Annotated in this window: 13 protein-coding genes and 1 pseudogene; 10 read left to right on the top strand and 4 right to left on the bottom strand. The window is 44.8% G+C overall.

Going from position 1 to position 14,427, the window contains the following annotated elements; genetic code table 11:
• Positions 1–534 (top strand): annotated as a pseudogene (locus tag NDI52_RS28705) (IS21 family transposase); the annotation flags it as partial.
• A gap of 25 nt (positions 535–559) precedes the next feature.
• Entirely contained in the window at positions 560–1,267 is a 708-nt protein-coding gene (gene istB / locus NDI52_RS28700; RefSeq protein WP_348256701.1) for an IS21-like element helper ATPase IstB, read from the top strand.
• A gap of 487 nt (positions 1,268–1,754) precedes the next feature.
• Here the strand turns inward: istB and NDI52_RS28695 are convergent, their stop codons facing one another.
• On the bottom strand, positions 1,755–2,177 hold the full coding sequence (locus NDI52_RS28695) for a hypothetical protein (protein WP_348256697.1): 423 nt from the start codon (positions 2,175–2,177) through the stop codon (positions 1,755–1,757).
• Positions 2,178–2,194: 17 nt separating this feature from the next.
• Complete coding sequence (locus NDI52_RS28690; protein WP_348256699.1) at positions 2,195–2,554, bottom strand: GIY-YIG nuclease family protein; 360 nt, start codon at positions 2,552–2,554, stop codon at positions 2,195–2,197.
• A gap of 60 nt (positions 2,555–2,614) precedes the next feature.
• Between NDI52_RS28690 and NDI52_RS28685 the strand changes: the two genes are divergently transcribed.
• The 6 genes from NDI52_RS28685 (at position 2,615) to NDI52_RS28660 (ending at position 7,638) form a co-directional block, all read left to right on the top strand.
• A complete protein-coding gene (locus NDI52_RS28685) occupies positions 2,615–3,367 on the top strand; it encodes an AAA family ATPase (protein ID WP_348256695.1) in 753 nt (250 codons plus the stop codon).
• Positions 3,367–4,293 carry a ParB/RepB/Spo0J family partition protein gene (locus tag NDI52_RS28680; protein WP_348256693.1) on the top strand — a complete coding sequence of 309 codons (927 nt, stop codon included), beginning with the start codon at positions 3,367–3,369 and terminating at the stop codon, positions 4,291–4,293. Before NDI52_RS28685 ends, NDI52_RS28680 begins: the two co-directional genes overlap by 1 nt.
• Positions 4,294–4,315: 22 nt before the next feature.
• Positions 4,316–4,528 carry a hypothetical protein gene (locus tag NDI52_RS28675; protein ID WP_348256691.1) on the top strand — a complete coding sequence of 71 codons (213 nt, stop codon included), beginning with the start codon at positions 4,316–4,318 and terminating at the stop codon, positions 4,526–4,528.
• A gap of 202 nt (positions 4,529–4,730) precedes the next feature.
• Entirely contained in the window at positions 4,731–5,075 is a 345-nt protein-coding gene (locus tag NDI52_RS28670) for a hypothetical protein (RefSeq protein WP_348256689.1), read from the top strand.
• Positions 5,072–5,239, top strand: coding sequence for a tyrosine-type recombinase/integrase (locus NDI52_RS28665; protein ID WP_348256687.1), 168 nt, complete (start codon positions 5,072–5,074; stop codon positions 5,237–5,239). The genes NDI52_RS28670 and NDI52_RS28665 overlap by 4 nt, the downstream gene beginning before the upstream one ends.
• Positions 5,240–5,952: 713 nt before the next feature.
• Positions 5,953–7,638, top strand: coding sequence for an AIPR family protein (locus NDI52_RS28660; protein WP_348256685.1), 1,686 nt, complete (start codon positions 5,953–5,955; stop codon positions 7,636–7,638).
• 463 nt (positions 7,639–8,101) lie between these two features.
• Here the strand turns inward: NDI52_RS28660 and NDI52_RS28655 are convergent, their stop codons facing one another.
• A complete protein-coding gene (locus NDI52_RS28655; protein WP_348256683.1) occupies positions 8,102–8,617 on the bottom strand; it encodes a MerR family transcriptional regulator in 516 nt (171 codons plus the stop codon).
• Between the two features lie 181 nt (positions 8,618–8,798).
• On the opposite strand from NDI52_RS28655, the gene NDI52_RS28650 reads away from it, so the two are divergent.
• Positions 8,799–11,951 (top strand): N-6 DNA methylase, encoded by a 3,153-nt coding sequence (locus tag NDI52_RS28650; protein WP_348256681.1) that lies wholly within the window; start codon positions 8,799–8,801, stop codon positions 11,949–11,951.
• Between the two features lie 14 nt (positions 11,952–11,965).
• Positions 11,966–12,760, top strand: coding sequence for a hypothetical protein (locus NDI52_RS28645; RefSeq protein WP_348256679.1), 795 nt, complete (start codon positions 11,966–11,968; stop codon positions 12,758–12,760).
• 1,161 nt (positions 12,761–13,921) lie between these two features.
• Here NDI52_RS28645 and NDI52_RS28640 read toward each other — a convergent pair.
• Complete coding sequence (locus NDI52_RS28640; protein WP_348256677.1) at positions 13,922–14,362, bottom strand: hypothetical protein; 441 nt, start codon at positions 14,360–14,362, stop codon at positions 13,922–13,924.
• Between the last annotated feature and the right edge of the window lie 65 nt (positions 14,363–14,427).

The raw sequence follows: 14,427 nt of genomic DNA, 5'->3' as shown, positions 1-14,427 counted from the left end.
CCCTCGCGTTTGATTGGCCGTACCTTAGAGTTACACCTCTACCACGACCGGATTGTCGGCTATCTGGCCCATCAAGTTGTCGTCGAACTGCCCCGGATTCGTGCCACCGATAAACAAAAACGTCGTGCCCGCTGTATCAACTATCGCCACGTCATTGAAGGTCTCAGACGCAAGCCGAGAGCCTTCCTCTACTGCACTTGGCAACAGGACCTGTTACCGAATGACGAGTATCGTCAACTTTGGGAGCACCTGAAGGCGCACTATGACCTCGATAGCGCTGCTCTGCTGATGGTGGAAGCCCTTTACATTGCCGCTACCCAGGACAAAGAAGGGGCTGTCGCTCACTACTTGCACACGCAACTGGATGCCAAAACCCTCACACTGGTGGGCTTACAAGAGCATTTCCAATTGCTGCAACGACCTCCCATTCGGCAGGTGAACGTCACCCAACACGAACTCTCCAGCTATGACCAACTCCTCAGCCCCCGAGTTAGTGACACCCCCGCTCAGCCCTTACCAGAGCCTCAGTCTTTACCTCAAGCAACTACACCTCTCCCACATGCTGGCGCAGTGGGAGGACCTCGAACAACAGGCGATGCAGGAAGGATGGTCGCACGCCCAATTCTTGCTGGCACTGTGCGAATTGGAGGTGCAACACCGCTGGAATACCCGACTCAAGCGCGCCCTCAGCGAGGCCCAACTGCCAAACGCAAAAACCCTCTCCAACTTTGAGTGGAGCCATATCCCGAACTTCAATCCAGCTCCATTGATGAACCTGGCGGATGACCCAGGGTGGTTGGAGCGGGGGGAGAACTGTCTGATTTTCGGGGCTTCAGGAGTCGGGAAGACACATCTGGCCAGTGGTGTAGCCCGTCGCATGGTGGAGTTTGGTAAACGGGTCAAGTTCTTTCCATCCCTTGCCCTGGTGCAGTCCCTCCAGCAAGCCAAACTGAATCTAAGCTTACAAGCAGCTCTCAAGAAGCTGGACCGCTTTGATTTGCTCGTGCTGGATGATTTGGGTTATGTCAAAAAGTCCGAAGCAGAAACCAGTGTTCTCTTCGAGTTGATTGCCCATCGTTATGAGCGCAAAAGCTTACTCATCACGGCCAATCAACCCTTCAGTGCCTGGGATACCATCTTTAGTGATTCCATGATGACGGTCGCCGCCGTAGACCGTTTAGTACATCATGCCTTGATTGTGGAAATCAAAACTGATAGCTATCGCAAACGGGCCGCAACGAACCGCTCCAGTAAGTCCGGCTCCTAGCTTGCTCATAGCTCGCGCTCCTTAAAGGCGATCCTATAGGGTCGCTAAGTCCTGCTGCTGTCACGACGATCTAAAGCTGTCGTCGCGATCTGAGCTTGTCGTCGCGATCTGAGCTTGTCATTTCGATCCCAAATTGTCGTTGCGATCCTAAATTGTCGTTGCGCTCTATATCTCTAACCCGTCAAATCTGCTGTCGCGACACCTCAACCCGCTTGACATTTGATAATCAGGCTCTTGCAGATTTGGAAAAAGCTGCAAAGCTTTACAAAAAAGAGCAGCTTCCCGTCTTCTATAAGGAAGTTTGCAAGCACATTCAGGAAATCAAGACGGAGATAAGCGGTAAATCCACTACACCGTAATTCAGCAGGTCTGGCAACCTGAGTTACAGAAGGATTCCCCCTTAAATCTGCCGTAAAAAAACACTGATTGCATGAAGCGTTGAAGCCTTTTCCGGTTGAAAACTGGGAAAGGCTTCAGATCATGGCTATTAAGCAGCTTTGGTTCGCTTAATCTCACGGTATTGCTGGAGCCAGTAAACCTGCTCCCTCTGCACATTGACTTGGCAATCCTCAAAGCTGCTGGCATCCGGATCGAGCAAGAAGGTCACGGCCAGTTCGACAACAAATTCGGGGGGAAAGCCTGTTTCCGTTGCATACTGCTCTATCCCTCGTTGAAGAGAGAGCGGTAGGTAGGCTAGGATGCTCTGCTCAGTAGCAGGTGAACCCTGCCCGTTAGAGTCTGCTGGCTTTAGCTCAATGTCGGCTGTTTCCAGGAGATAGGCGATCGCCAACTGCACAACCGCTTCGGGGGACAACTCAACCGCAGAGGCATAGGCTTGAAGCGCAGCTTGAATTCGCTCAGGAAAATAGCTGAGTAGCGTTGCTTTGGTTGTGAGATCAGCCGTTTGCATCTGTCAATCCTCCGATGCTAGCGATCGCTGTATGGGGGGCGAGCGTTCTTAATCATGATTTGCTCTAATTGATATGATACTCGATTCCACTGGAAGTCCAGAGTGACGTAGGCGATCCGCACATCGTCAGGGTCAAGGCGATCGATAAAGGCCCACCCCAGGGCTTTGTGTCCTCCCCTGAATCGTGCCCGAATGATGGTACTCCTCCCGATGTACAAAATTCCTAAACTTTGATGTTTGACGGCATAGATCCCTGGACGGGCAGGTAACTCCTTAAATTGTCGGCTCAGGGGGGCATCGTCTTCAAAGGGGGTGCTACGCAGCAGGTCGAGAAGGCGCAGTGCTTCTTTAACCAAATAATCGGGATAATCGTCCATCAAAGTTGTTTAGAGGCCGTAGTCAGCAGATAAACTAAGCTTGTTGCTACACGTTCGATCGTGCCTAAAGTCATTGCTATTTTTAACCAAGCGGGTGGCGTCTGTAAAACGACGGTAACGATGAACCTGGGCTACCACCTGGCATTGCGTGGACATCGAGTGCTGCTGGTGGATGTTGACCCCCAGGCATCGCTGACGACATTCATGGGGTTGGAACCGCATGAGTTAGAGGAAACTATCACAGATGCCATCTTGCAGGAGGAGGGTAAGCTGCCAATCCAGGCAGATCTTCATAAGATGAGCCTTGCCCCTGCCAACATTACGCTGAGTGCCGCAGAACTGCAACTGGCATCGGTGATGGCAAGGGAGTTGCGGTTGAAGGAAGCTCTAGAACCGGAAGTCGCCAACTACGATTTCATCTTGATTGACTGTCCCCCCAGTCTCGGCGTTTTGAGCATTCTGGCGTTAACCGCCTCCACCCATGTTTTGATCCCCATCCAGACGCACTTTAAAGCGTTTAAGGGAACGGAGCTTTTGCTGGACACCATTAAAAAGGTGAGAAAGCACCTGAACCGGGAACTGGCGATCGCCGGAGTTGTCCCTACCATCTATAACAATGCCAGCCAGGACAAAGCGATTTTGGAGGCATTGAAGGAGCAACTATCACCCCTGGCCCCAGTATTCTCTCCCATTCCCCGTGCGACAGCCTACGCGGATGCAGCAATGGCACGGCAACCCCTGGCGGTTTATGCGCCCAAGCATCCATCCCTGAAGGTTCTAGATGAAATTGCCCAAGCAATGGAGGAGCAGTAGTGGCTAGTAAGCGTCCTCAAGTTCCCCAGATGCGGGGAGTGACTGATCTCTTCAGTATGGATGTTGGAGAGGAATCCTCCAGTAACACCGTCTCGATCCACAAAATTGTGTTGCCGAAGAGCCAGCCCCGTCGCTACTTTGATCCGGAGAAGCTGGCTCAGTTAACGCAGTCTGTCAAAGAGCATGGCATTTTAGAACCGCTCCTGGTTCGCCCACTGGAGGACGGCTATGAACTGATTGCCGGGGAGCGGCGGTATCGGGCGGCAAAGGAAGTGGGACTGGCCGAAGTCCCCGTTGTGGTTCGAGAGTTTAACGATCGCCAAGCATTACAGGTTGCGCTAATCGAAAACCTGCAACGGGATGACCTGAACCCGGTAGATGAAACCGAGGGCCTTTTGCAGTTGATGGCGATCGAGCTTGATATTTCAACCGATGAGGTTGTATCAATTCTCAACCAGGCAGCGAACGCCAAAAAGCGGGGGCAGGAGTTGACGGATAACGTTATTCGTCAACTTGAAGCAGTCGAATCTCTGCTCTCTACAGTCGGTCGATTCACTGCTGAGTCCTTCCGGGTCAACCGCTTACCACTGCTCAATCTGCCGCAGGATGTCCTGGATGTTCTTCGGCAGGGCAAGATTGAGTTTACGAAAGCACGGGTGATCGCACGCATTAAAGATGAAGATCAGCGAGAAGCACTTTTGCAGGAGGCGATCGCTGAGAGTCTGCCACTGAGTGAGATTAAAGACAAAATTAAAGCGTTGCAATCGCAGGAGGAGCCAGAACCAACTCCAGAAAAGTTGATTGCTCAGCGCTGGAGTGAAATTGGAAAGCGTTTGCAAAAGGGGAATTTATTGGACGATCGCAAAAAGCGCGATCGCCTTACCAAATTACTTGATGAACTAGACAAACTCACTACAAATTCATGAATGAGGTTGAGTGAGATTAGCCATGCGACCTAGCACTGAGAAGGAACCCTTGGAGCATCTAAGTCCAGTCGCAGCCTGGGTGATCCTAGTAGCATTGCCAACTAAGATTCAAGAGGCATTTGAAAGACGAGCGGTTGAGATTGAGTATCCAGTCGAAGCTGTTATAGAAATGGCTCTAGCAGGCTTTCTTGATAATGAAAGTTTGAGCTTTACGGACTGTCAACCTCGCTACTAAAAACATATCCTATGCTTAGACAGAATTGGCCAGCGTAGCGTTGGCCAATCTCACAATTCAAATTGCGCAGACAGTGTCTGCGCAATCAAAGAATTAAAAGTCATCTCACGAGTTGGGTTGTACGCCAGCTTCTAGCAAGACCGTTCGTCTTTCAATCAGAAGACGAATAAAATGAGGCAGAAACTTTTTGAAGGTGGGGTAAATGCCCCGCGACGGGAAGACAAATCGATTTGGGCAAGCAGCCGTACTGGAACCTGATGAGATGGCTCTGTTATTTGCGGGGTTGGATGACCCTTATTGGGCGATCGCTCAAATTTGCTATTTCACGGCGGGACGGATCGGGGAGGTCGTGGTGTTGCGAGCAGAGCACATCACCAATAACTGGATCACGTTTCCCGGGTCGAATACGAAAACGGGGGAGACGCGCTCTGTTGTGATTTCGGAGCCGTTGCGAGGGGTCTTGAGTAGGGCGAAGCCTACCAGCGGGTATCTCTTCTCCTCCAGTTCTAATTGTGGACACGTCACTCCTAGGGCTCTGGAGAAGTGAAGGATGCAGCAGAGGTATTAGGCTATAGAGGGGTGAGTTCGCACAGTTTTCGGCGATCATGCCTCACCCATCTGCATGAAAAAGGTTGGGGCTTGCACGAACTAGCTACAGTCAGTGGGCATCAATCTCTGGTCCAATTACAGAGATATCTGGGTGTGGATTAGGTAGCAGCTGATGAAAGGCTTTTGAGTACAGATGCCGGATGGGTCAAGTTTAGGTGAGGGCGATTATAACCAGAGAAAAACTGGGAATAATCGGCCTGCTTGAAGCGATACTGTCATGCAGTGCAATTAGGCTTGGAACCCTACACTGTAGGGTTCCAAGCACAGTTATTTTGTACTAAAAAATTCTGTCATTTTCCAATTAGCCTCGGCCAAGCGAGGCTTAGTTTTAATAATGGAAAAATTTTGGTCGTTAAGACTGGAAAGCTTGATAATAAAGGATTTCAGCAAGGAGTTGATTCAGAGAATCGTTGAGCTAAACTGTCCCATTTTGAGTCATAGATGGGATAGCCTAATTTACAAGGAACGATTTTGTGCCATTTCAGGCCTCTGATGTTTGATAAGCCACTTATTGAAAATGGGACAGTTGCCTCTGGTGCTTCACTAACGACCAGAATTTTTCCGCTGCTAAAACTAAGCCAGTGACGAATTTACGTTGTTATAGTCTCCGAATTAGGGCTAATTGCATCTGGTGACAGCGTCGATTCAAGCAGGCCTCCTACTGGGTGCGTCCCTTCAGACTAGGCTGATCCTTACCTCTTGGCTCATTCCCCTTACAAACAACAAACTAATTTAGAATTAGGAACATCTTCTGAAAAGGATCTCTAGAAGTGACTCCCCTAAAAGTCCTGCAGTCCATCAACAAGCTTCGCTCAATGTTTGAAGCTCACATCTGCCTGAATGATATTGGTTTAAATGATCAAGAGCGTGACTCTAAAGTTTTGACTCGTTGCCTTGCAGCGCTTGCTATCTACATTCAGGCCGATTGCAGTGAGGAGGATGCAGGAGCTGCTGTGTGGGATGGCTCAGACGACGATGGTATAGACGCTGCCTACTTTGATTCATCAACCGCGCGAGTAATACTTGTCCAATCGAAATGGATACAAAAAGGCACGGGTGAACCAGCAGCTAATGAAATCGGTGTTTTTGCAAAAGGGGTGAAAGATCTCATTGAAAATAATTTGGCAAATTTTGCCGATAGATTAAATGGGCAACTAAAGGACATTTCTTTACAGCTTTTGACTCCAGGGACAAAAGTCCATCTTGTACTAATCTCTACGGGAGCTAGCTCGATTGCAGTACATGGTCAATCAGTAATTACTCAATTGTTAAATGAACTTAATATTGATGAATCCGATCCCATAGCTTCGTTTGAAGTCATGGGACTAGCAGAAGTTTACTCTGGTCTTGCAAATGACAGGCAACAAGGTAATGTCAACCTTGATGCACATATACGAGACTGGACTTATATTCATGCTCCATTTCCTGCTTACTTTGGAATTATTGATGGCCTTCAATTAAAAAACTGGTTGAAGCAATACGGTAAAAGATTGTTTACAGCAAATATTCGCTATTCCTTGGGTGCTACTGATGTAAATGACCAAATTCAGCAAACTGCGACTAACAACCCAGAAAATTTCTGGTATTTCAATAATGGAATTACTTTAGTGGCTCACGAGGCTCCAAGGGCTCCGGCTGGGGGAGCCTCACATGATATAGGGATATTTTCTCTCAACAGCGCCTCCGTTGTGAATGGAGCTCAGACAATTAGCTCCTTAGCTATGGTAGAAAATGATGCTAATCTCTCTCATGTTCGTGTTTTGATTCGTGTAATTCTTCTAAGCACTACACCTCCCGATTTCGGGAATGATGTTACTCGAGCTAACAACCTTCAAAACAGAATTGAATCACGCGATTTTGTTGCTCATGATCCAGAACAAAGACGTATTCGTGAAGAAATGAAGATGGGAGGAGTTGAGTATGAATTTCTTCGTAGTGAAAATGTAAGCTCAACTGAAACATCGTGCGAACTGATTGAAGTGATGACAGCCTTGGCGTGTGCATCAGGAGATCCCAGTTTAGTTGTTCAAATAAAAGCTGGAACGGGACGTTTTTTCGCAGATTTAAGCAAGCCTCCCTACAAAACTCTCTTCAATCCATCCACCAGTGGTGTAAAAGCATTCAACGCAACCGTTGTATGTCGAGCAGTCGATAATTGGATCGACCGAAAAAAGAAAAGCTTTACAAAACAACAGCAACATGGTTTTTCCTGGGGAGTTTTAGTCCATGGGAACCGTATGCTAGCTGCTGCAGTTTTTAAAGAAATTGACGCAAATCAGCTATCCCAACCCATTGAGCAGTTCTCAAAATCCTTACAGCAGGCGAGCATAGATGTTATTTGCGAGGATGTCTATAACAAAATGCTCGCCATGCTACAAAAGTACTACGAAAATAATGTTTTGGGGAGTCTCTTCAAAAATCTAGCTAAGAGCAAACATGTGTTTGACCTCATAACCCAGAAAGTAATGAACAAAGACGATAATGCAACCATCAAGGGGTAAAGGTAGCGAAGATACCGCTGGCGAGCTCATCGGAGGAAAATTAGGTAATGCTAAGCCTAGGCTTAAGTTCCATAAATCGAGACTGCCGGGTTTGGGCGTGGGGAGTCCCTGATAGGCCCAATTGAATTGAAGGGTTGCTGTTACAAGATGCAATTAGATCGAATTCGGGGCCTAAGACAATGCAATCATGTTAAGCAATGAGGATTATTTGGGGTAAGCCTAAAATTCTTAGTACTTGAGGACTATTCATAAACCCTTTTCCTGCAAAGGTTTCAGCCTAATTGCATCTCATGACAGCAATCCTTTAAGCACCCCTAAAAAGTTCTTTATTGGCTAGCTGCAGCGGCTAATGGGCAACGTCATGCTGCCTAAGTCATTGATAAGAACAGTGCTCAAAATTGCTTGCTGGTATTCAGAGTCACGTTAATGCTAAGAAAGCAGTTTTAAGTTCGTTGCACAATACTCAACCAGCTTGAGTATATTGCGCCTTTGCCCTTTGCTTGAAACTCTCAAAATCAATAGTTTCTGATTCCTTAGCAGCTTTCCAGACTTCATTTACAATCTCAGTAAGAGTGGGAATGACTAGCAAAGTATACTGTCCTACGCCTTTTCCCTGAGCTCCTGCTACCTTCACAGCGGAAGGCATCTTTTCTGGGAAGTCTTGCCAGTCCAGTCGAATCCAGAAGACTTCGTCGTCAATGACAACGAGCTGTTTATTCCTTAAACTGTCATCGAACCCACTCTCGTTGAGAAAGTGAACAACTCGACGAACGGTCTGAAGCGAAATTTCCTGCCTCAGGTGCTTGATTGCACGAATCTCCAAAACCTGCTCCCATGTGTAGACTACAGTGGGTTTCCGAGACTTTCCAATTCTCTGGGGAATAACAAGTCCTGCCTTTTCAAGGTATTGGAGACGGTTAGATGTAGTCTCTGTGAGGGCCAGAGCTTCCGTCCTGGTAAAACCGTCTATTATGGCCATTTGGTTTGCGTTGGTATAACGTATTACTTTTAAATAGTTTAAGAATACGTTTGTTTAGTCATCGCTCCTAGTGTAATATCATATCGTAGGATAATGCCGATAATCTTGATTAAATAGCCGAAAGGTAAACGGTGGGTTAGTAAATTAAGGTTGCTCTTACAGCATCTCGTGTGTGTTGAATATGTCGCAGACTGGACTTTTGGAAATAGCCCATGAAAATTTATACTGGCCATCTCCTAACCAGATCTGGAAACCTAGTGGAGCTGGTGCAAAGTTCTATGCAGAATTAGCCAGCAAAAAAATCGGGCAGAATCTGAGGCGGACATGTTCTGATGCCGATGGAGTAAAAGTCGGCATACTTGCAGCTAATCCAGACGGAACTGATACAGAGACACCAATTGCTATTGTCTGTGAATTTTCCAGACTTGTATCCCCTGAAACAATTAGAGAGACTTACAGACTGGCATGGAGTTTTAGTCGGGCGCGATCGCTGATTACGTTGGAACCCAACCTATTAAGGGTTTGGTCATGCTGTGTAGATCCTAAAGACCCAAGATCTGATGAGCCGATTACTGTAGCTACTTCGGCCTCTCTTTCTGAACAGGCAACTGATGCACTTCAATGGGTCGAATTAGTTTCTGGTCAATTTTTCCAAGACAATATTGACCGATTTAAGAAAAGTGGCTCTGCCGACCAGATGCTGCTGAGCAACCTTAAAGAGGTTCGCCGTCAGCTTTATGAAGCAGGTTTGCATGACTATGCAACAATTCATGATTTATTAGCCAGAATTATATTCATTCAGTTTCTTTTTCAAAAAAGGGATTCTGAAGGTAATCCTGCTCTTAACGATAGAATATTGCAGAATCTTTATACCGATCGGACTTTATCTAAAGTATATCGAGAACTACCTGAATTACTTGAGAATTTTGAAGATACTTATCAGCTGTTTCGTTGGTTAAATGTAAAGTTTAACGGTGATCTTTTCCCTGGCAAAGGGGAAAGAGAAGAAGACCGAGAGGCTGAATGGCAAGCTGAAATTAATAAAGTTCGAACTGAAGATAATCGATATCTAAATATTCTTGCTCAATTTATTCAAGGTGATCTAGAGATGCAGAGTGGACAATTGTCCCTCTGGAAATTCTATTCTTTTGATGTAATTCCGCTTGATTTTATTAGCAGCATCTATGAGGAGTTCGTCAAGAAAGACCCCAAAGGAAGTCAAAATAAGGTTAATAAAAAACAAAAAAAAAATAAAAAAGAAAGCTTTGAAAATACTGTTCATTACACCCCTGAGTATGTCGTTGACTTTATTCTGGATGGTGTACTTCCTTGGGACGGTGAAGGTTGGAATTTGAAAATTCTTGATCCTTGCTGTGGATCCGGAATTTTCTTAGTTAAAGCATTTCAACGATTAATTTACCGATGGGAGAAGGCGCATTCCCAAAAAATAAACCCAGAAACTTTGAGAAATCTTCTTGAAGGAAATCTGTTTGGAATTGATATCGACCAAGAAGCAGTTAGAGTTGCTTCTTTCAGTCTTTATTTAACCATGATAGATAGCATTGATCCTTTAGAATATTGGGAAAATTCGAGGTTTCCTATCCTGCGAAACCGCCGGTTGATTTGTGCTGATTTCTTCAAAGAAGACGAAGTTGGCTTTCGTACACAGTTAGATATTGAAACCTATGATCTAGTTATCGGCAATGCTCCTTGGGGAGAAGCAACCATCACCCAATCTGCCAAAATCTGGGCAGACAACAATAATTGGACCATAGCTGACAATAATATAGCTCCACTCTTCTCAACTAAAGCAGCAATTTTAACTAAAAGAAGCGGACTCGTTTCGCTGATACAACCCGCTAGCGCTCTTCTTTTTAATCAGCTAAAGCCTGCTAAAGATTTTCGAAAAAAGTTTTTCGCAGAAATCAGAATTCGAGAAATAATCAATTTGTCAGCATTAAGATTTAAGCTTTTCCCGAATGCAACTTCTCCACCTTGCATTATTACTTTTAGTACTACTACTTCTGACGGTCAACCGTTTCTTTACATCTGCCCTAAACTAACTCAAACTCTTGGTGATGACTATAGGATAACTATAGAACCACAAGATATTAGCGAGATTTATTTAGATGAGGCAATTAATAATCCAATAATTTGGGCTACTTTAATGTGGGGTGGAAGACGCGATGTGGTACTAATGTCTAAGCTAAGCCGAGCGTCTAGTATAGAAAAGCTACAAAAGCAAAACATTGCAAAATCACTGCAAGGAGTTATAAGAGGCTCCAGAAAAGAAAAATTAGATTTCATCTTAAACAAGAGAATACTGGATGAAAGATCATCTCAACTTGTGAGTCAAAGTTTTCTATTCTTGAAAGCTGAAGATTTGCCAATCAATCAAGATGATGAAGCACATAGAAATATACAGGATTCTTCTGCTTTTGAATCGCCTCAGATGATTATTAAAATGAGCTGGCAAAGCACAAGTAAAAGGTTCTCTGCTTTTATTGTTGAGTCGGACAAAAATGGAAATGGAATTATTTGTTCCGGCAGTTATGTAAGTGTGCACCTTCCTCAGAATTATTTTTCAGTTTTACAGGCAGCTTGCTTGAGTTATAACAGCAAGCTTGCTGTTTATTATCTTCTGCTTAGTAGTCATCGATTTGCTGGTTATAGACCAGAGGTTAAACCTTCAGACCTATTACGTGTTCCTATCCCTGAATTAGATAGTAATACACTGAAAACTCTTCAAAACCCAGACAATATAGATGAAGCTATCTGCCATTCTTTTTCATTGAAGGAGAGTGAATGGACTTTAATTGAAGATCTCTTTAATTATACGCTTCTAGACTTTAAAGGTAACAGCAATTCTCCTGGGAGAAAAACAGTTAGTGAAAACCAACTTTCAGAATATTGTAAATATTTTATTAAAGTTATAAAAGCTGGATTTGGTCAAAGAAAAAAAGTCTCTGCAACTATCTTTCAGCAAGTGAACGAATCTAAAATTCCTATCATTCTAATAGCCATTCATCTAAATTATTTTGCTGACGAGGAAATCAGGACAGAGCAAATAAACTCTCGTCTTTTACTGGAAAGACTGAACAAGCTGAATGAATTGTTTATAACTCACGAAAACTCTAATAAAAGTGGTATTTTTTATCAACGTGTAGCCAGAATATATGATTCTGTCCTGATTGACGGAATACAAATTCCCACTGTCTATCTTGTCAAACCTGATAGGGTTCGTTATTGGACTCGTTCTATGGCATTGCGTGATGCAGATGAAGTCGTTGCTGACATTGTGGCTTCATCACGTGTTCATAATCAAGATGCTTGACTCCATTTCTTATTATGATTAATCGTAAAAAAGGCACGACAATATCGGAACTCAGGTGGCCCCTAGAAAAGCCTGAATTCTGTAAAATAAGCAAAGAATGGCCTCCTGAATTAACTACTCAAGCAATAGAACTTGTTTGGAGTGGATATGATTTACTCAAGGACGAAGTGTTAAGCAGAATTGATTGCAGCAAGGCTAATAAACAGATTGAAAAAAATATCAACTCTTTATTACAGTTAAGAATTAGAAGGGTGATGACCGGATTTGAGCCATTTGATGTACAACACGAAGTACCTGAGTTTGAGACAAGTTATTCTGACCAAGCTCAACCTCCTTCATATGATATTGCATTTATTCTCTTAGCTGATGAAACGATCATCTTGCCATTAGAAGCTAAAGTTTTACGAACAGATAAATATATTTCTAAGTATATAAACGAGATTAACGCTAATTTTTTAACTTGTCGCTATGCTCCATTTTCGAGTGAAGCAGGGATGCTTGCTTATCTCCTCAAAGGAACTCCACAAGAAGCCTTTGATAATATTGAAAAAAGAATTACTCAATGTACACTAACTGATCACGCAGATTTCCCAAACCGTGACCATAAAACTTCAGACCATGAACGTATAGTCCCAACAGGTGAAAGTTATTCCAGCAAATTTCGCTGTCATCATTTAATTTTGAAAATTCTTGAGGAGCAGTTAGCAAAAAAGCTAACCAAAAGGAGAAAATCTACGAAACAGACCGCTAGAAAAATGACCAAGGAGGAGGTAAGTACGGAAAGGAGCGTTGAACATAACCGGGATTAGCTAGCATTAGCTCAATCAGGTTTAGTTGTGAAGAAGTGATTGTGTGTAGTTGCAACGACAGCATAGTCGGGTTGCCGGAGAGCTGCCCCTTCCATCTCCCACAGCACCCCACATGGCCTGCTTGAAGCGGCACTGTCATGAAGTGCAATTAGGCTTGAAATCCTACTCTGTAGGGGTTTAAGCACAATTATTTTGTACTAAAAAATTCCGTCATTTTCCAATTAGCCTCGACCAAGTGACGAATTTACGTTGCTTTAGGCTCCGAATTAAGGTTAATTGCACTTTATGACAGCGTCGCTTCAAATTGGGCCTTGAAGCGACGCTGTCATAAAGTACAATTAGGCTAAAACTATTACAGGATAAGGGATTGAGAGTAGTCATCTTGTACTAAGGATTTTGTTATATCTCTCATTTACCTCAATTGGCTAACGAATTTGCGTTGTTTAAAGCTCCAGTTTTGGTCTAATTGCATCTGCTGGCAGCTTCGCTTCAATTGGACCTTCAAGCAGGCCAACATCAACTCCGCCGACCTGCGCTTCACCGACCTGTGCTTCGCGCCAACCTCAGTAACGCCAATCTCAGCAACAGCAACTTGGGGTCATTGAAGGGTCGCTGCAACCAGGGGCAATTAGCCTGAAACCTATGGCGCTATTGAATCATAACAATCTGCCTTTAATGCTTCATGCACATTAGCCAAGCCCTAATCTATAAACTTGAGTTATTTACTTTTGTCCTTAACTCCAAAATTTATTAGCTGGGCTTATCAAATGAGTTCAAAAATAGAGAATTTTTGCCAGGGCGATCGCTAATTGCCCCTCGTTGCGGCAACCCTTCAACTACCCCAAAGTAATTCTCATTGCTTAATGTGATTGCATTGTTTCAGGCCCCGAATTCGCTCTAATTGCATCTCGTGACAGCAACCCTGCAATTGGGCCGTTTAGGAGAATCTTTTTCTCCTGGTAGTCTCCCTTGTGAGATTTTCCAGACACTGTTCAGAAAATTTCTTCTCCTCTGGCCCCTACGATTTGCTCTTAGCGTAAGTTTAGCGAAATAGAGATAAGCGTCGTTATCTCTATCTGAAATCGGCGAAACTTGGGAGCGATCGCCCCTGCCTCTCTCTGTGGTCTTACTCTTTGGCCTCGTCCAGCTCAGGGCATATTGTTAGATGTCAGGTTTACCAATGACCGGATACTCCCGCACGATAGCATCCAGTCCTTTCAGCATTGCAGGAATCTCAGTCTGGTCGAACGATAGGGAGAAGCTGAGGCGGTTGCCGATTCCTGCCTGATCTATCGCCTGACACTCGGCCGTGAAGTGCCCCAAGCTATCTCCCGCAATGTTAATGCTCAGCTGTCGTTCCATCGTCTCAAATCTTGCCCCTTTGGAATCGAAAGAATAGAGACGAGCGATGGCATCTCGGAAGGATAGTAACTCCTCTGCCCGGAGGTAAGCTCCGTAGCGCCCGCGAAACGCTCCCGCGTCAATCTCGATGTCGGCATTAAGCCAATTCCCATCCCAATAATCCTGCGCGGCATGAGAGCGCCCGGCGACTTTCACACTCAGGTATTCGGAATCATCTCCGCCGATACGGAAGCTAGCCATTTGCCCTTCAATATGAAGACATCTAACGATCGCGCTCACCGGATACAGCCAACTTTTGCAACGCA

The organism is Leptolyngbya sp. PL-A3, from assembly GCF_039962325.1.
Lineage (GTDB): Bacteria > Cyanobacteriota > Cyanobacteriia > Elainellales > Elainellaceae > Vacuolonema.
Note: the sequence above shows the minus strand (reverse complement) of the source record. Positions and strands in the feature narration are given on the sequence as shown.